Genomic DNA, 18,269 nt, shown 5'->3' with positions numbered 1-18,269 from the left:
AGAAGTTTTTCATTTTGATAACAGCATCGGGCATCACTCAGTGTCAACGACGCAGCCAACGAGCGTTGCATGAGTCGAATTCGGTATGCCCGGGAACCTTTTCGACGGATTGACCTGACAGCCCGCGTCTGGACCCGTATTGTTCTGTCATTTGATAGCCGATTTCGAATTGAGGGCCAGCACATGACGGATCAACAAGTTCGTTCGGAAAAAGAGACCGAGGGCATGGTCGATTACAACGAAAACTCCTCTGCCCAATTGCAATTGGTTCGTCTGTTGAGCCCACTTGTTCGCAATTTGGTTTCCTCAATGGATGAGCCTGAGACCGAGTTCGAGATCGTGGCTACGGGTGCGGGCCAGGTGTCAACTCTATCGAGATGGTCAAACCAGCCATCGAGGCGAGTTTGGAGAAGTTCGGCGATCAGCCCATTGTCGTTGGCCATTCCGATCAGGTAGGCAATGATTGGAACACTATATTTGAATTGGTCAAAGGCCCAGCCAGCTATTCACATATCTCCAAGAACATCCGTACCGAGGCAGCAATCGGATCTTTTTACGATCAGGTGACATCTCCGGCTTCGGCGTCGATCGGGACATGTATTTTTGCAAGCCATTGGCTGAGCCAGAGCATTCAACTGAACTCGCCAGGGACCGTCTGGTTCGCAGATCTTCACGGCGATGCCCGACAAATTGTCGAGCGGATCGCGCAAAAGGACTGGACCCGTTTCCTGCTTCAGCGCGCGCAGGAACTACGCGCCGGAGGATATCTTGTTGTCGGAACACTTGGCTCTATTCCTGATCCATCCGAGATCAACGGCATCGCTGCATCGGGACGTGGCACTTATTGCGCGATTCAAGTTGTGGTACAGGCAATGACAGACGACGGCCTCATAAGCTCTGAAAACCTCAATTCGTTTTTGTTCTCGCTTTGGTTTATGATGAAGGCAGAGGCCCAATATGCTCTTGAAGAAAATGCCAAGCTAAAGGATGCATTCGAAATCTGCCGGATCAGTGTGGAACGTGCCCCGATCAAAGCTGAAGACATCTTCAAGGAGCATATCGACGATCCGGACACCTACGCCAAGAAATGTGTTGGATACACCCGGGCCTTTGCTGACTCCACTTTGAGAACGCAGTTGTTCGGTCCCAACTGCGACAACTCTGAACTGCTGGATCGGCTTATGATCGAGTTTTACAGCCGTCTCGCGCGGCTCTATGAGGCTGCGACAAGCAAGTACGCATGCGAAGTTTGGCACCTCGTTGTTGTTCTCCGTAGAACGTGACAAGAGACTGGCATTCGCACTACAAGCATCGGTGAAGTGTTTCGGCTGAAACCTGCTGAGAACAGCGCTCAGCATTTTGATGGGGGACGGCCTATTCCTCCTGTTGGTAAACCTTCACAATGCTGCAGCGCGGCCCGTCAATAAAACTAGCGTGATTGGCTGAATGCAATCGCTCGCGTCAAGTCAACTACTGTATTCCCGTAAGTATGCATAAGCACCCGCAACAGTTGATTATGGTGGTTCAGTTCTTCAGCCGTGAGGCTAAGTGCGCCATTCTCAATCAACCCTTGCATATCGCGAAGCCTTTGCAGGTCTTCAGACTCACTTAGAAAACCAGACGCCCATTCCGAATTTGTTGGATGATCCAACGAGTCTGTCCACTCTTCAAATTCAAGATCCAAATCATCAGAATCCAAGTTCAAACCCAAATCATTGGTGTTAATCGCATAATCCTGTGATCCTGCTTCAACCACATATGAACTTTCCACGTCGAAGGTGACGTCACTAAAGTCAAACATTGCCGCACTCCATTAGCTTTAAGAACTCGGCAAATGTTATAGATGAAGTCGCGTTATGGTTGGAAAAAGCCAAAGTTAAATTTGCTTAACGTGCATTAACTCTTGCGCATCCATCTTTCGGCAAAGGAAACTGCGCACTACGTATACCTAATTGAGGTTCTCCTCCATCATTCCGATAAGGCCTTGGGTATCTGAGAACAACTGAAAACGGCCCAAAGCTGCCGTTGACTTGATAGTAGTCATCGCTGCGCCGCGGCCCGTCAGATCGGACATTCGCTGCGAGCGCAAGATCGAGGTCAGGCCGAACTTACACATCGCAGGCAAAGTGTGAATTTCGTTTCAGCGTTCGCAAAAAGCAGCATTGAAAAATTCAACTTAAACCCAAAGAAGCTTTGCCACACCGCAATTCAGTTTACAGCGTATGTCTGCCTAAGCTGGCGATCATTTTGTGCTATTCTGCCTAAGATGTTGTTCCAAAGACTGCAAGTCTGAGACACGAATGCGTGCATAGCTTCGTTCAATCGCTCCGGCGGTTTCCAACGTGCGAAGGCATTTGTTTGCTGTGTTTCGTGTCAGCCCAGTCATTTGCCCGACTTCTTCATTGGACAGATTGAAAACACTGTGCCTTGGGTTCAGTTTTTTGAGGCTGATCAACATAGTGATCACGCGGCCCACGGGGTCCCGGTTGAGCGCGGCCTCAGTTAGGGTCAGATAACTGTCGATTTGGAAAAGCACGTTCATGGAAATGTAACGCCAAACGTCCGGATGGCGCTCGTTTACCTTTTCTACGTGGGTTGCTGGCACCACGAGTATTGCGCAATCGGTTCGCGCAACACCTGTACCTCGATGCGGCTCACCGGTGATGACAGCGGCGTCGCCAAACCAATTTCCCTCTTCGTATAGCAAAACTAATCGGGTTTCGTCGTGATGATAGCTCAGATATGCACCGACTGAGCCGCTTGCGAGACCAACCATAAAACGCGGATCATCCTCGACTTCAAAGATACGCTCCCCTTTGGAAATCTGATGAAACCGCGCGCCGTCCAACCAGTCCTGCTGTACAGTTTCCGGCAAACGCGAAAGCCAGCCGTTTTGCCGCAAAAAGTGAACCGCTTCGTCCCGATCCATAATTGCCCTCAAATGCCCGTTGACGTGCAGTTTAGGTCGGTAGCCATTGGTATCATACCCCCAATTTGATGATCCTTGCCGCTGTTGTATGGCGGAATATTTTGTTGGGGAGCACTAAAACCATGTTTGAACCCTTGCTAAAACTCACCAGTTCGGTTGCTGCGATTTTCAGTGCGACGCTAGCTTTGGCGCAAGACGTTCCTGAATACGCGGCGGATGTGCCTGATAGCATCATTGTGCCCGACAGCTTTGAAACACGTCTGGGAACATTGGAATATTTTGACGGTCTCCCGACCCCGGAAACAGCCGCCGTTGCCTACGACGCGCTCAACCTTGCGCGGGGGATTACAGCCTTTACAGACGGGATGCCCGCAGCGTCCACCTATGCGATGTGCCGCGGACTCGCTGAATCCGGAGCTGTTGTGGGAAGTTTCGGGATTTTTCAGGATCTCTACAACGCCCGTTCCTTACTGCTGACGCCCAACACCACAACAATTTATGTGATGGGATGCACTGATCTGTCGAATGGTCCAGTGGTTCTGGAACTGCCATCAGGCATTCTGGGGCTGATTGACGATGTCTACATGCGCTATGTGGGCGATGTGGGAAACGCGGGGCCGGACAAGGGCAAAGGCGGGAAGTACCTGATCGTGCCCAATGACTACGATGGCGACCTGCCCGAGGACGGATACTACATCCTGAAGACGCCAAGCTACATGAACTGGCTCGCGCTTCGGGCCTTCCCCGGCGCAGATGGGCCGGCACCTGAAGCCAACCGTGTCAAAGAGAACTTGCGCATTTACCCTTGGTCCGAGCGTGACAATCCGCCGGAAACCGGGTTTGTCGATATGACGGATATGCAGCTCAATACCATCCACGCCAACGACTTTTCGTTTTTCGAAGAAATGAAAGCTGTTGTCGATGCAGAACCCGAAGGTGCCTTGCCTGCGGAGTTGTTGGGCGATCTGTTCACCCTGGGCATTCGCAAGGGGCAACCGTTTGAGCCTGACGAACGTTTGGCCCAAACTCTAACCGAGGCACTCGCCATAGGAACCGCAGCTGCGCGTTCGCTGATCTATGCACCCCGTACCAGAGCCCCCTTCCTGTATGAAAGCGGCTATTGGAAGACCCCCTTTGTTGGCGGTGATCACGAATTCCAGGCGGGCGACGTAAAGCTTGTCGATGCCCGCACGCTGTTTCACTACTACGCCACCGGCATCACCCCCGCGATGGTGGCCAAGAATGTCGGCGTCGGGTCGCAATATGCGATGATCAACCGTGACAGCGATGGTCGCTATCTCGATGGTAGCCAAACTTATTCAATCACCGTTCCAGCGAACGTGCCGGTGAACAACTATTGGTCATTCGTGGTCTATAGCACCCAGACGCGATCCTTGCTGGAAACAGATCAGAAACTGGCCGGTGTCGACAGCACATTGCCGACCCTCGAAGCCAATGACGATGGCAGCTATACAGTCTGGTTTAGCCCCCAAGCGCCGAAGGGCCAAGAAGGCAACTGGATTCAGACCATGCCGGGCAAATCTTGGTCGACCATCCTGCGTCTCTATGGCCCGCTTGAGCCCTGGTTTGATGGCACCTGGCGCCCCGGTGAGATCGAGCTGGTCAAATGATCATTCGAGAAGCAACAAAATATCAGGAGTTTTGAAAATGAAATCCCCGCTCCTTCTGACTGCAACATTCTTGGCGTCTGCGTCGCTGGCGCAGGCGGAAACGATCGCCGTCACGGCTGATAATTTTGCTCAAGCCGAAACCGCCTGGAATTTTGCCAATTGGGCGCGCAGAGGTGCAGACAAAGAGATCCTGCACCTGCGAGAAGTGTCACCAGTCGGGGCCGAAGCCCCCACAGTGCGCATGAACTGGGATACGTTGTATTCCATTCAAATTGTTGATGTTTCGGACGACCACGAATTCACTGTCACCATTCCGGACTCCGACCTTTATGTCTCGGTGCAGATCATTGATGAAGACGGATTTTCGCCTTATTTCATTGTTGAGCCGGGTGAACACCAACTTACAGTTTCGACGGACTTTGCCTTTGTCATGTTTCGAACAGAGCTCAAGGACCGCACCGACGCGGCTACGTTGGATCACCTTCATGTCGTACAGGATATGATCGCTGTTTCGGACTATGTTGAAAGCAGCCCCTATGTTTCGGCAGACTATGATCAGAAGCAGCTCGAAGCGCTGCGTGTCGCCTACAAAGAAGAGTTCTTGAAGGCCGGCGTTGACTACACCTATGCCAAAGCACCCGGCGCAGCCGACCAGCATCTGCTGGACATTTCACATGCCGCAGGCTGGGGCGGGTATCCACCAGAACTTGGTGTTTCTAACGCGTATTCCAGCTCGCCCCCATTGCCCGGTGATGAGTGCCTTGGCATCACTTTTGACGATCCCAAGAACAAGTTCTTCACGTCCTTCACGCTCTATGATGAAGCGGGTTATCTGATGGCCGGGAACACGCATATCAACTCGAATATGTGGGAACCAAATGCGGATGGGACCATCACCGTGCGCTTCAACTGCGGAGACAACGCGATCAATTCCTTGTCCTCTGGTGGTGAACCGTTCAATTACAGCGTGCGAAACTATGGCGTCAGCCAAGCAGTACTGGATGGTGATTTTCGCCCCATCAATCCCAAGCCTCTTGAAAACTGAGGCGACATTTGATCTGCGGATGAACTCTCGAAGCTTGCGGTGCCGGTGTTTCGGGATTTGGAAAAATATGAGCCTTCCTTAGAAAATGCAGAAACCCTGAGCTTAGGCTCACGCCGAACATCGGATGCGACCCGGCGTGTAGCACATGCCGGGGACAGCGTCGGGTTATTCCGGCGCATAGGAGACTTTCATCGTCGATCAGTAACGCCGCGACCGCGAGCCGCTTTCCGGCTTTCGCTGCAAGCGCAAAAATCTCCAGTCACGCATTTTGATGGTTCCAAGAACAGAAGGGAAAGCTGCGTCGCACACATCAAACGCTGAAAATGTTCCAAGTGCGATGGTTGAACCGGACTATCCCGGTCTACTTGATAAACGAGAGGTTTCTCATTGGTGGGTCACTTCGGCCTATTTCGGTGCTATGAAACGGTGCTGATTAAGCCGTCCAGGTTTAAGCGAAGATGTTTTTCGCTGCGTTGATTGCAAAAATTTTTTGGGAAAAGTTTGTCCGAGTTGTAAAACTCGTCTGGCTTCGAGCGTCTAGTGGTCAGAAAGCGATTGCTGCTTTCGATTGCCAAGAAAGGATGACCAACATGCAATTCATGCTCTTGATCTACAGCCAGGAGGGTTCTGGACCGCAGCCCGGTACGGATGAGTTTGGACCTTTTATCGGGGCCTATATGGGCTTCACTCAGAAAATGAAGGACGAAGGTAAACTGATCTCTGGTGAGGGGTTGCAGCCCGTCGCAACAGCGACAACACTTTCAATCCGAGACGGGAAAGCAGAGACGGTGGATGGACCATTTGCGGAGACCAAAGAGCAACTGGGCGGGTACTATCTGCTCGAGTTTGCTGACCTGGATGAAGCATTGAAATGCGCTGCCGAGATCCCGACTGCCAGTTATGGCAGGATTGAGATACGCCCGATTGCGGTCTACGACTGATCCGTGATGCCGTCGCAGAGCCTGGCAGACGCCCAAATCACCCGCCTGATCCGCGAGGACTGGGGTCGGCTGGTCGCGGTGCTGACTGACTTCGGTGGAGATCTGGCTCTGGCTGAGGACTGCCTGCAGGATGCCGTCGTCGCGGCCCTGCAGGCTTGGCCAACTAAAGGGCTGCCTGATGCGCCTGACGCGTGGTTGATCACAACAGCGCGGCGCAAAGCAATTGATCGGCTGCGCCGTGCTCGGACAAAGGCGGACAAGGCCGGCGCAGTTGCACTTTGGCATTGGCAGCACGCATCCGAGGCTGAAGAACTCCAGACCTTGCCAGACAAAAGGCTGGAGCTCATTTTCACCTGCTGCCATCCGGCGCTCGACGAAAAGTCGCGTGTTGCCTTGACCTTGCGCTCGATCGGAGGGCTGACAACCGCCGAAATCGCAGCGGCCTTCCTTGATAAGAAAGAAACCATGGGAATTCGGCTGACCCGTGCCAAGAAGAAGATCGCAGCAGCGGGTATTCGGTTTTGCTTGCCAGATCCAGAAGATTTGCCAGACCGCGTAGATGGCGTTCTTAAGGTACTCTACCTCATCTTCAATGAGGGCCATCGCGGGAGTTCGGATCAGCTCATGCGCACCGATCTGGCTGAAGAAGCCATTCGCCTAGGCCGCATACTAACCACTTGTCTGCCGGATCATCTCGAAGCCAAGGGGTTACTTGCCTTAATGCTACTGACAGACGCCCGCCGCCTAACGCGCAAAGGGCCCGATGGCGCCTTCATACCGCTTGAGCAACAAGCGCGTGCTCGCTGGGACCGAGGCAAAATCCATCAGGGCAAAGCTTTAGTGGAACAGGTTCTCAAAGCCGGTCCGCCCGGAGTTTACGCACTACAGGCTGCAATCAGTGCGCTGCACGCGGAGGCGCCCGATTTCACCAGCACCGACTGGACGCAGATCGTGGCGCTCTATGATCTGTTGTGGAAGCGACAGCCCAATCCAGTGATATTAGTCAATTGTGCAGTCGCACAATCCTATGCAACAGACGCGTCGACCGCGTTAAAGCAATTGGAAGCAACCGGCGCAAGTCAGCACCTGCAGGCCTATCAACCTTATCATGCCTGCCGCGCGGATCTTCTGGCACGGCAAGGCCGGTTGGAGGAGGCGAAAAGAGCCTATGACCGTGCCATCGCTCTTACCGAGGCCCCTGAAGAAGTTACTTTCCTCAAGGCTCGCAAGGCTGCTTGTGTCTTTGTTGAGTAGTTTCCGGGTCCGGCCCAATTCAGACTTTCACCACAAATACTCAATGCTGCCGTGCGGCCCTTCAAAGCAGCCGTTCGCCGCACGAGCATTATTCAGGCAATTTTGAACTCACCAAATTCGGACAAGTCTGGAATGGATTAAGTTTGGAAAATAGCGAATAGGACCACTTCTATTGGATACTGCACATCTTTGAAAGAAATCACGGATCAACCTTCTGCTGGATAACTCCGTGCGCCGACAGTTGCTAATGTCGCAAAAGTCAATGGTTTAACGGCTGCAAAAGACTTGCACCGAACTGGTCGCCATGGTTCGGAAAGGTCAAAGCACGCCCGGCCTCTCTCCGTATCGGCAGTTTTTCCAACAGGCGGGGTAACCAGCACCACCAATCCCGCCAATGCTGCAATCCAGGAAGTCTGCGACAGACCCCGTCCGCTTAATTAGATTCCAGAACAGCGTTGAGGAACTGCTGTGTGCGTTCCCGTTGTGGGTTTTCGAATAGATCCTTGGGTGCCGCCTGTTCTTCGATGGCTCCGTTGAAGAAGAAGCACACCCGGTCCGAGATGTCCTTTGCAAACCCCATCTGGTGCGTCACCATGAGCATCGTCAGGTTGTGGGCATCCACCAGTTTACGGATTACGTTGGTCACCTCGCCAATCACTTCGGGGTCGAGGGCCGAGGTCACTTCGTCGAACAGCATAACCTTTGGACGCATTGCCAAAGCGCGCGCGATGGCGACGCGCTGCTGCTGACCACCGGACAGACGAGAAGGATGCTGATCCCGTTTTTCATCCATACCCACCATCTGAAGCAACTCCATTGACCGCTCTTCCGCCTCTTTCTTCGGCAGACCCAATACCTGGACCGGACCTTCCATACAGTTTTGCAGCGCCGTCATATGTGGAAACAGATTAAAGTGCTGGAAACACATCCCGATCTTGCTTCGGATGCGCCGAATATGCGCGGGGTTGGCGGGTACAAGAACGCCGTTTTTCTCCATATGCGTCAGCGGTTCCCCATCTACATAGATGACGCCTCCGTTGATCGTCTCAAGGGTCATAAGCATCCGCAGAACGGTCGTCTTGCCCGATCCCGAGGGCCCGATGATTGTGACCATCTCTCCGGCATCGATATCCAGGTTCAGATCATCCAGCACTACCAGGCTGCCATAGCTCTTGCGCACATTCTGAAACCGGACCATCGGGATGTTGTCGCCTTCCAAACGCAACGGGTATTGGCTCATGTCTTCGGTCATTTGGTCATTCCCATCTTACGGCGCACCCATCTTTCAAACTGTGCGATCAAAAACGCGGTTGGCAGCGAAATCGCGAGGAAGATCACGCCAACCATCGTATAAGGTTCAAGGTAGCGATAGCTTTCTGCGCCCACCGCATTGGCGGTGTGCATCAGTTCAGCCACACCGATCACTGACAACATGGGCGTATCTTTGAAGATGCCCACAAGGTAGTTGCCCATTCCCGAGATCGCAGGCGGCAAGGCCTGAGGGATGATGATACGGCGATAGGTCTGCATGACCGGCATGTTGATTGCCGTCGCGGCTTCCCATTGGCCGTTGGGCACGCTTTCAATGCCACCGCGATACACCTCGGACAGGTAGGCGGCATAGTGAAGACCAATTGCGATCAGGCCGGATGTCCAAGGCGACAGGTTGATACCGAATTGCGGGCCCACATAGAAAACAAAGAACACCTGCAGAAGCAGCGGGGTCGAGCGGATGAACTCGACAAACTCTCGCACGCAAAGCGTGAGTATGCGATAGGGCGTGCGCTGTGCCAGCACGAGCACAAGCCCCAATACAACTGCAATTGCATATCCGCCACCTGCCGCCAACAGGGTTTTCCCTGTCGCATCGATAAAACGCGGCAGCAATTCCCAGGTCCAGTCCCAGCGCCATTCCATCGATCAGGCCCTCCCGATTTTGCGGGCCATCGCGCGTTCGAAATATCGCATGAAAGGCGTAATAAGGAACCGTGCGAAGACGTAGTAGATAACCAAAGCTGTGCCGAAACTCTGTACCGACAGGAAGGTCGAGATGTTGATCTGACGCACCTCGAACATCAGGTCCATGACCGAAATCAGCGCCACCAGAGCCGTCCCTTTCAATATCTCGATGACGAGGTTGCCCCAGGGCGGCAACATAATGACGAAGGCTTGCGGCAGAATGATGCGCCGCATCCTTTGAGATGGCGTCATGTTGATGGCTTTGGCCGCTTCCCATTGCCCCTTTGGAACGGCCAGAATTGCCCCGCGAACCAGTTCAGCCCCATAGGCACCCATATTCATTCCAACGGCAAGGAAACCCGCCGTGAATTTGTCCAGCGTGATACCGAACAAAGGCAGAACGAAGAAAATCCAGAACAATTGAACCAGCAGAGAGGTCCCGCGGAAAATCTCGATGTAGACCGTTGCAACACTTTTGACTGTCGTGTTTTGAGACAAGCGCATCAGGCCAAATGATACGGCTACAATGACTGAAACAATTGTCGCCAACACAAACTGTATCAGTGTGATCAGCGATCCTTCCAGCAGCCGTCCACCATAGGTCTCGAGGAATTCAAGATAGGGCAAGCCCCGCTCCCTTCGTTACTGATCAGAGGACATGAAGTACAAAGTCCAGCGCCCTGCTCCGCAGAGCGCTGAAGTGTTGTGATATGTGTCGTGCTTCAAAGGGCTTCAGCGGTTGGCGCAGGCCCATTCCGCGGACGTGTCATCCGGAAGATTGAAGGCCGCGTAGTCAAACTCTTCCACGCCTTGCATCATCGCGTCGCTGCCAAGATACCCATCCTGCAGAGCCGCGTTGAAGGCCGCGCGGAATTCGTCATCCTCAGGGTGGAAGCCGATACCGACCCAATTGAAGAACTCTTTGGGCAGTGCATTCTGGTCTGTTGCATCGATGCCCTCATTCTTCTTGGACAGGTCGAGCGCTTCCAACGACGTGATGGCGCCTGCAGCAGCGCGTCCGGATTTGACAGCGGCAAGCACCTCGGTGATGCCTGGAAGCTGCATGATCTTATCATCCGCAATACCAGCTTCCTGTGCCTGCGCCACATTGGCGTAGCCCGCGACTGCGGCCACTGTAACTCCGGCATCACGGATCGCGTCATAGGTATCCAGACCTTGTGGATTGCCCTCCGGAACAATGAAGGCCACACCGAACTGGCCAATTGGCTCGGAGAAGTCGATATTGGCGCAACGCTCGCCCAGAATATACATCCCACCGGTGATTACATCGACCCGGCCAGCCATCAAGCTGGGGATCAGACCGGCCCAATCGGTGACAACCGGTTCGATATTGGTGTGGCCCATTTTTTCTAGCACATCGAGCGTGATCACGTTAACGAAACCCAGCGGCTCGCCATTCTCACCTGGATGCGCCCAGGGTGCGGCGGCGGCAAAGCCCAAACGGATCGGCTCACCTGCTGCAATGCGATCTTCCAGCGGGCCAGCCAAAGCGCTGCCGGCGGTCAGAGCGAGAGTGGCGGAAAAGACAGTTCCCAGAAACTTCGATTTCATGTTTGGTTCTCCTTACTGTTGGAAAGACTGGTCAGACAAAACGATCCGTCCCCAGATACGTTTGCCCACCCGACGCGCGGTTTTCCGCGTCTTTTTCAGGCTGAGCCGGTTGACGGATTTTACCGAGAAATCGGCGCAAGAATTCCTGTCTCCGGCGACGTCAGATGATTTCAATAGGGTGCTTCAACTCCTCCCATTTCGACGTAAACGGATTTGATTTGGCTATAGTGATCCAGTGCTGCGCGGGAATTCTCTTTGCCCACGCCGGATTGCTTAAAACCGCCAAATGGCATTTCAACCGGCATGGCGTTATAGGTGTTGATCCAGCATGTCCCGGCCTGCAAACGATCGATCACCCGGTGTGCACGCGTCAAATCGCGCGTGAATACCCCCGCCGCCAGCCCGAACTCAGTGTCATTGGCACGGCGGATCACTTCGTCTTCGTCCGAAAACTCCAGGATCGACAGAACCGGCCCGAAGATTTCCTGACGGGCAATGCTCATATCGTCTGTGACATCTGAGAAGATCGTAGGCTCAACGAAACACCCATCCTCAAAACCGGATACTTTGGCCCGATCCCCGCCACACAACAGACGGGCGCCTTCGGCTTGCCCCACATTGATATGCCCCAACACTTTCTGCATATGTCCGACCGAGATCAGCGATCCCATCTGGGTGCCCGGCTCCAGCGGGTCCCCCATTCGAATCCGGCGCGTCCTGTCCACTAGCTTGCGTTCGAACTCGGGCCGGATAGACCTATGAACAAAAACTCGTGTACCGTTAGAACAAATCTGGCCAGCCGAATAAAAGTTGCCCAAAATCGCGCCGCTTACAGCCGCATCCAGATCGGCGTCATCGAATATGATCAGCGGTGACTTGCCGCCCAACTCCATCGTGACGTGTTTGATCCCCGCCCCGGCCGCAGCCATAACTTTGGACCCGGTCGGCACCGAACCGGTCAGCGAAACCTTTTCGACATCCGGATGAGAGACCAGAGCGGCGCCGACATCTCCGTACCCCTGAACGACATTATAAAGCCCTTTGGGAAGCCCTGCCTCGACAAGGATTTCGGCGACTTTAAGGGCGCACAGCGGAGTGACTTCAGAAGGTTTGAAGATCACTGAATTGCCGCAAGCCAGCGCCGCAGCTCCTTTGTAGCAGGCGATCTGTGTCGGATAGTTCCAGGCACCGATGCCCAGGCAGACACCCAGTGCAACGCGCTTTGTGTAGATGAAAGAGTCACCATACGGGATGCACTCACCAGAATTGGTACTGGCAAGCCCACCGTAGAACTCGAATGCTTCGGCACCGGATAAGGCGTCAGCGACACTTGTTTCCTGATAAGGCTTTCCTGTGTCCAGCGTCTCGAGCACTGATAATTCGTGGTTCCGTTCGCGCATGATATCAGCGGCCCGGCGCAGAATGCGACCACGTTCGGCGGGAAGTGTCTTCTCCCATTCCGACTGAGCACGCTTGGCGCTGTGAACCGCGCGCTCGATAATCTCGGGTGTCGCGGAATGCAGCAAGGCGATCCGTTCACCGGTTGCCGGGTAGATACACTCAATAGGAGCGCCTGCGGGATCTTCCATGTAGACACCGTCAACAAAATGCGACGCTTGCGGTTGCGCCTGCATTTCATATGCCTTCAGAGAGGCACCGGGCACGCGACCGTGGTCGCCTGCTCTGGCGGTAGTCCCCAATGGGGTCGACTTGGCTTCTAAGTCCATGTCCGTTCCTTTTGGCATGAGGACATTTGACCGCGTGGCGCGTCCGATTCGAGCGTTCTCCCTAATCATGATAGGTTCGATATTTCGTTTTACGCAACACTTTTACTGTTGGAGTAAAAATTTTGTCAGTGATCGGCTACATAATTACGAATTCCGCACAACAGCATGCGCAACAATGATGTGCCCGCATTTCATGCTTTAATCCGTCAACCCCAGTTGCTTTTCAGAAGGAATTGGTTTTTGAAGTTCTTTAGACCCGTCATCACATCTGCCGAGCCGATATCGTCCCAGCAATAGACATGTTCGGATAACATGTTGAGAAAGGCTTGTCGGTCATCTGCCACAATCTCGATAAGCAGATCGTAGTTGCCGCTTACCCACACAACATAAACGATTTCCTCCAAAGCAGACAGACGTGCAGCAACATCTTCTGGCCGATGCCCGGCTGCGATACGGATACCCACCATGGCTTCGGTCCGGTATTCGGACACACCCGAATCCGTCACGGCGACAATGCGCAAGCTACCACCAGCTTTCATCGCGCCTACGCGGTTGCGGATTGTGCCTTCGGATACATTGAGGCTTTGGGCAATTTCCGCAAACGGCGTTCGACCATCCTTTTGAAGTTTCTGGATAATTTCCTGATTTAATCGGTCATTCAGTGACGCGGAATCCCTTTGCCGAATGTTGGCACCCGCAGGTTGCTCCGACGGTGGTTTTTTTTTGCTTTCCTTCACCATAAAGCTCTCCCAGAAAATGATGAAATCGAATTTTACTACGTTATTCGTAAATCTGAAATGCAAATTTATCATTGACGCAGCGTATTTCGCCAACAAAGTTCGAATTACGCTGACTCGCAGAACTGCAGTCCGATGAATTCCAGCGCCTGACTGACCAGAAGGAAGCCACATATGTCATCCGAAGCAGAAAAACCGCAGATCAAAGTTTTTGCAGGGAATTTTCAAGGATACAACCAATCCAACGCCGCTGAAATCGACGAAGAAATTGCACGCATTGGTCCTGGCACGCCGGCCGGCGAATACCTACGGCGGTTCTGGCATCCTGTTCATATCACCGAAGATCTGGGCGATCTGCCCAAAGCAATCACCATCCTTGGTGAGGAGCTGGTTCTGTTCCGCTATGGCGAGGACAAACAGCAGATTGGACTGGTGCATAAGTACTGCCCCCACCGGCGGGCCTCACTGGAATACGGCAAGTGCGAAGATCGGGGTATTCGCTGTTGCTATCACGGGTGGCTCTTCGCACCGGATGGCGAAATTCTGGAAGCTCCGGCCGAGGATCAGACTGCCCGCGCAGTTGAGATGGTCAAGGAACGCACCCGGTTAGGAGCTTACCCGGTCATCGAATATCGCGGCCTTGTCTTTGCATATATGGGCCCTCCCGACAAGCAGCCCGACTTCCCGATCTATGACGCGTTCGAGCATGAGGGCATGACGAGTGCCCCTTACAAAGCTCCCTACACCTGCAACTGGATTCAGGTGCAGGACGCGATCATGGACCCGACACATACAACCTTCCTGCATAGCCAGAACAGCCACCCGCAATTTTCCGAAGGAATGATGGCCTCGGGTGAGCTGAAATTCTATGAACGCAATGAAAACCACTTCCTCGGCACGTCCACACGGCGCATCGGCGAAAACGCTTGGGTCCGGCTGAACGAGTTGATCCTGCCGAACTTCACACAGGCGGGGTCGGCCTATGCCGCCGACGGGACCGAACAGCGCTATTTCGGACGGTCGTGTTTCACGCGGTGGGTGGTGCCGGTGGATGACGAAAACACCATCGTGTACGCTTGGGCCAATTTCGGCGACCGCTGGGACCCGCATGAGTACAACACCAAGGAAGGTCATGAGATGATCGAACAAGGTGAAGTGCTGGATCGGACACCGGAAGAGAAACAGCGCTACCCTGCCGACTCGGAAGCTGTCGAGGGGATGGGGCCAATCTCGACACACAAAGGCGAGAACCTGATGCCAACGGATCGAGGCATTTCGCTCTACCGCCGCCGCGTGCGCAAGGCGATCCGCGATCTGGAAAATGATGGGATCGAGCCGCCTCAGCCGCTGCGGCATGACAACCATTCGGTGCGCACATACGGTCAGGACACGGTGCTTCATCTGCCCCCGATCGAAGGCGAAGACGACAGCGCCTATCTGCTGAAGATTGGCGAGGCTGTGATGGACATGCAGTTCGAACATGAAGACTGGTGCGACGAAAACCGTGACCCGGCGATCATCGAAAAACTGAAGGAAATGGAAACCAACGGTATCGGGTGAACTCCCTGTACTTCCTCCGCGTGCCGCCCGGTTCATTCGGCTCGCGGAGGTTTTTTGATTAACTCCGAGTAAGGGATTCACCATGACAGTGAAAGTTCACGTCAAAAACAACCGTTGGGCCGAAGGGTCGTTCCCGAACACGCCTGAGGGCGAAGAGGTGTTCACCATCACCCGCGAACGCTTTGACACAGCTGAGGCACAGCACCCCGATGTGGTCGGCAAGCTTGATCCGTTCATCGATTGGGATACGGACAACTGGAAAAGCTCGATGGCGGATGCCGAGGTTCTGCTTACCTGGAACATGCCCACTGAAAATCTGGCGCGGGTCGCACCCAATCTAAAATGGATTCACTGCATCGGGGCCGGGGTCGAGCACATGCTGCCGATGGACTGGCTGCCCGAAGGTGTCACATTGACCAACAACAAGGGCGTTCACGCTGCCAAGGCGGGTGAGTTCGGCTTGATGGCGATCCTGATGCTGCATTCCCATATGCCCGCCATCGTGACCAACCAGCGCAAGGCACATTATGAATCGCTCTATTGCTCGCCGATTGCCGGGAAAACGGTTGTTGTGCTGGGCACAGGATCTTTGGGCGGGTCTGGCGCAAAGATGATCAAGCCTCTGGGCGTCAACGTCATCGGCGTGAACCGCTCGGGCCGCGATGTGGAAGGGTGTGACCGTTGTGTGCCAACCGCCCAGTTGGACGCGGTTCTTCCGCTGGCTGACTATCTGCTGATCGCCACACCTGATACACCCGATACGCGCGGATTGATGGACCGGCGGCGGCTGGATCTGATGAAGCCCACGGCTGGCATCATCAATATCGGGCGCGAGGCGGTGATGGACTACGACGCGCTCTGCGACAAGCTGGACGAAGGCAGTCTGGGCGGGGCCATTCTGGACGTGTTTGACCCCGAACCAATCGCGGCAGAGTCACGGCTTTGGAACACCAAAAACATGATCATCACGCCTCATGTGTCAGCGGATGACGGCGATGCGTACATCCCGCTGACACTGGGTCTGTTCTTTCAGAACATGGAGCTGTTCCTGGCAGACAAACCCCTACTGAACCCTATCGACCCCAAGCTCGGATATTGAGGAGCACGGCATGAATATCGGATTTATCGGACTGGGCGTCATGGGCGCGCCGATGGCCGGGCATCTGGCAGATGCGGGGCACAATGTTTTCACATGCCTTAATCGTTCGGGTCTGCCCGAGGTGCTTGAAGGCAAATCGGTTCAGGTGGTCGGCAACCCGGCAGAGGTAGCCGCGCACTGTGACACTGTAATCATCATGGTCCCGGACACCCCGGATGTCGAACGTGTCATCTCAGGCGAAAACGGTGTGCTGGTCAATGTGCATGAGGGGTCTTTGATCATCGACATGTCCTCGATCAGCCCGATCGCGACCGAGACGCTGGCGAAGGCTGTGAACGAAAAGGGTGGTCAATACATCGACGCTCCTGTGTCGGGCGGCGAAGTGGGTGCCAAGGCGGCCAGCCTGACCATCATGTGCGGTGGCCCCCAGTCGGCCTTTGATCGCGCCAGGCCACTGTTCGAACTGATGGGCAAGAACATCACTTTGATTGGCGAGCACAACGGAGCGGGCCAGACCTGCAAGATCGCCAATCAGATCATTGTTGCTTTGAATATCGAGGCCGTGGCGGAAGCGCTGGTCTTTGCGTCCAAAGCAGGTTGCGATCCGGCCACGGTACGCGAGGCCCTGATGGGGGGCTTTGCGTCTTCGAAAATCCTCGAAGTCCATGGCGAGCGCATGATCAACCGCACGATGGCCCCCGGGTTCCGTATCGAGTTGCACCAGAAAGACCTCAATCTGGCGCTGTCCTCGGCGCGCGCGCTTGGCGTCTCGCTGCCCAACACCGCGACAGCGCAGGAGCTTTTCAATTCCTGCGCGGCAAATGGCGGCGCGCAGGACGATCACTCCGGCATGGTCAAAGCGCTGGAACGGATGGCCAATCATCCTGTTGCGGAAGGGTAGCGGCCTGTTTCAAAACCGCGCCTGAAGCCAATCGGCAAACAGCGCCGCATAAGGGTTTGCGGTGCTGCTCGTGTTGTGGATCAGGAAATACCCGTCTCGTCCCGGCACCTGAATATCGAACGGTGCCACCAAATCGCCACGTGCCATCGCGTTCTCGATCAGGGTTGTGTGTCCCATCGACACGCCCTTACCCGCTTGCGCCATTGTCAGCGACAAAACATAGGTACTGAAGAAATGCCGGTTCTCAAGGGCAAGCCCTTTGATCCCTGATCGGGCCAGCCAGAAATTCCAGGTTTCATTGATTCCCGTCAGATCGAGGATGCGTTCGTTCATCAAATCGCGAGGGTCGTTCAACCGCTGCGCAACCTCAGGCGCGCAAACCGGCGTCAACGTCTCCTGCCGCAATCGAATGGCCTCATCGCGAAAAGCCTCTTCCCGGCCATAGTGGATTTCGATATCCGCGCTAGTACCTTGAAAATCCTGCTCCCACAGCGCGGTCGAGACGGTGAGTTGTACGTCCGGATACGTGTCCATGAACGTGTCCAGACATTCCATCAGCCAAAGAGACGCAAAAGAGTAGTTCACTTTCAGGTGAAGATTACGGCCTGTGGAGTATCCCAGAAACGATCGCGTCCCCTGCTCCAGCGTGTTGAAGGCCCGCTCTACAATAGGCAGATAATTGCGACCGGCCTCGCTTAGGGTCAGACCCCGGTGGCGACGGATGAACAACTGCTGTCCCAACGCCTGTTCCAGAAGTCGAACCTGTTTGCTGACCGCAGATTGGGTGATCAGCAGTTCCTGTGCCGCGTCAGTGAAACTAAGATGCCGCGCCGAGGCCGAGAAAGCTCTCAGCCAATGCAGCGGCGGCGTCACGGCTTGCCGATTGTCAGATCGCTTGCTCATAGCCTCAACTT

At 54.4% G+C, this 18,269-nt stretch carries 16 protein-coding genes and 1 pseudogene; 8 read left to right on the top strand and 9 right to left on the bottom strand.

The window, feature by feature from the left end; all coding sequences use genetic code 11:
- Positions 1-359: 359 nt before the first annotated feature.
- Positions 360-1,283 (top strand): annotated as a pseudogene (locus tag ACP0GE_RS01015) (hypothetical protein); the annotation flags it as partial.
- Positions 1,284-1,429: 146 nt separating this feature from the next.
- Here the strand turns inward: ACP0GE_RS01015 and ACP0GE_RS01010 are convergent.
- Both ACP0GE_RS01010 and ACP0GE_RS01005 read right to left on the bottom strand, forming a co-directional pair.
- Complete coding sequence (locus tag ACP0GE_RS01010; protein WP_424830148.1) at positions 1,430-1,801, bottom strand: hypothetical protein; 372 nt, start codon at positions 1,799-1,801, stop codon at positions 1,430-1,432.
- Positions 1,802-2,242: 441 nt separating this feature from the next.
- Complete coding sequence (locus ACP0GE_RS01005) at positions 2,243-2,848, bottom strand: Crp/Fnr family transcriptional regulator (protein WP_424830147.1); 606 nt, start codon at positions 2,846-2,848, stop codon at positions 2,243-2,245.
- Positions 2,849-3,051: 203 nt separating this feature from the next.
- On the opposite strand from ACP0GE_RS01005, the gene ACP0GE_RS01000 reads away from it, so the two are divergent.
- The 4 genes from ACP0GE_RS01000 to ACP0GE_RS00985 all read left to right on the top strand — a co-directional run bounded on the left by ACP0GE_RS01000 (position 3,052) and on the right by ACP0GE_RS00985 (position 7,800).
- Positions 3,052-4,560 carry a DUF1254 domain-containing protein gene (locus ACP0GE_RS01000; RefSeq protein ID WP_424830146.1) on the top strand — a complete coding sequence of 503 codons (1,509 nt, stop codon included), beginning with the start codon at positions 3,052-3,054 and terminating at the stop codon, positions 4,558-4,560.
- A 37-nt stretch (positions 4,561-4,597) separates the two neighbouring features.
- Positions 4,598-5,605, top strand: a complete 1,008-nt coding sequence (locus ACP0GE_RS00995) for a DUF1254 domain-containing protein (protein WP_424830145.1) — start codon at positions 4,598-4,600, stop codon at positions 5,603-5,605.
- 458 nt (positions 5,606-6,063) lie between these two features.
- Positions 6,064-6,546, top strand: coding sequence for a YciI family protein (locus tag ACP0GE_RS00990; protein ID WP_424830144.1), 483 nt, complete (start codon positions 6,064-6,066; stop codon positions 6,544-6,546).
- A gap of 6 nt (positions 6,547-6,552) precedes the next feature.
- A complete protein-coding gene (locus ACP0GE_RS00985; RefSeq protein ID WP_424830143.1) occupies positions 6,553-7,800 on the top strand; it encodes an RNA polymerase sigma factor in 1,248 nt (415 codons plus the stop codon).
- 433 nt (positions 7,801-8,233) lie between these two features.
- Here the strand turns inward: ACP0GE_RS00985 and ehuA are convergent, their stop codons facing one another.
- The 6 genes from ehuA to ACP0GE_RS00955 all read right to left on the bottom strand — a co-directional run bounded on the left by ehuA (position 8,234) and on the right by ACP0GE_RS00955 (position 13,969).
- A complete protein-coding gene (gene ehuA / locus ACP0GE_RS00980) occupies positions 8,234-9,052 on the bottom strand; it encodes an ectoine/hydroxyectoine ABC transporter ATP-binding protein EhuA (protein ID WP_424830142.1) in 819 nt (272 codons plus the stop codon).
- Positions 9,049-9,717 (bottom strand): ectoine/hydroxyectoine ABC transporter permease subunit EhuD, encoded by a 669-nt coding sequence (gene ehuD / locus ACP0GE_RS00975; protein ID WP_424830141.1) that lies wholly within the window; start codon positions 9,715-9,717, stop codon positions 9,049-9,051. The genes ehuA and ehuD overlap by 4 nt, the downstream gene beginning before the upstream one ends.
- Before the next feature lie 3 nt (positions 9,718-9,720).
- Complete coding sequence (ehuC, locus tag ACP0GE_RS00970) at positions 9,721-10,386, bottom strand: ectoine/hydroxyectoine ABC transporter permease subunit EhuC (protein ID WP_424830140.1); 666 nt, start codon at positions 10,384-10,386, stop codon at positions 9,721-9,723.
- A 105-nt stretch (positions 10,387-10,491) separates the two neighbouring features.
- Positions 10,492-11,331 carry a transporter substrate-binding domain-containing protein gene (locus tag ACP0GE_RS00965; protein WP_424830139.1) on the bottom strand — a complete coding sequence of 280 codons (840 nt, stop codon included), beginning with the start codon at positions 11,329-11,331 and terminating at the stop codon, positions 10,492-10,494.
- 170 nt (positions 11,332-11,501) lie between these two features.
- Positions 11,502-12,965, bottom strand: a complete 1,464-nt coding sequence (gene betB / locus ACP0GE_RS00960; RefSeq protein ID WP_424830661.1) for a betaine-aldehyde dehydrogenase — start codon at positions 12,963-12,965, stop codon at positions 11,502-11,504.
- Between the two features lie 299 nt (positions 12,966-13,264).
- Positions 13,265-13,969, bottom strand: a complete 705-nt coding sequence (locus tag ACP0GE_RS00955; RefSeq protein WP_424830138.1) for an Lrp/AsnC family transcriptional regulator — start codon at positions 13,967-13,969, stop codon at positions 13,265-13,267.
- On the opposite strand from ACP0GE_RS00955, the gene ACP0GE_RS00950 reads away from it, so the two are divergent.
- The 3 genes from ACP0GE_RS00950 to ACP0GE_RS00940 all read left to right on the top strand — a co-directional run bounded on the left by ACP0GE_RS00950 (position 13,970) and on the right by ACP0GE_RS00940 (position 17,355).
- Positions 13,970-15,355: a Rieske 2Fe-2S domain-containing protein gene (locus ACP0GE_RS00950; RefSeq protein ID WP_424830137.1), complete on the top strand. Its 1,386-nt coding sequence runs from the start codon at positions 13,970-13,972 to the stop codon at positions 15,353-15,355. It begins immediately after the preceding gene.
- Between the two features lie 82 nt (positions 15,356-15,437).
- A complete protein-coding gene (locus ACP0GE_RS00945) occupies positions 15,438-16,454 on the top strand; it encodes a D-2-hydroxyacid dehydrogenase (protein ID WP_424830136.1) in 1,017 nt (338 codons plus the stop codon).
- 10 nt (positions 16,455-16,464) lie between these two features.
- Positions 16,465-17,355 (top strand): 2-hydroxy-3-oxopropionate reductase, encoded by an 891-nt coding sequence (locus tag ACP0GE_RS00940; protein WP_424830135.1) that lies wholly within the window; start codon positions 16,465-16,467, stop codon positions 17,353-17,355.
- Positions 17,356-17,364: 9 nt separating this feature from the next.
- Here ACP0GE_RS00940 and ACP0GE_RS00935 read toward each other — a convergent pair whose 3' ends face one another.
- Entirely contained in the window at positions 17,365-18,258 is an 894-nt protein-coding gene (locus ACP0GE_RS00935; protein WP_424830134.1) for a LysR substrate-binding domain-containing protein, read from the bottom strand.
- Between the last annotated feature and the right edge of the window lie 11 nt (positions 18,259-18,269).

The organism is Ruegeria sp. (assembly GCF_965243365.1).
Lineage (GTDB): Bacteria > Pseudomonadota > Alphaproteobacteria > Rhodobacterales > Rhodobacteraceae > Ruegeria.
Note: the sequence above shows the minus strand (reverse complement) of the source record. Positions and strands in the feature narration are given on the sequence as shown.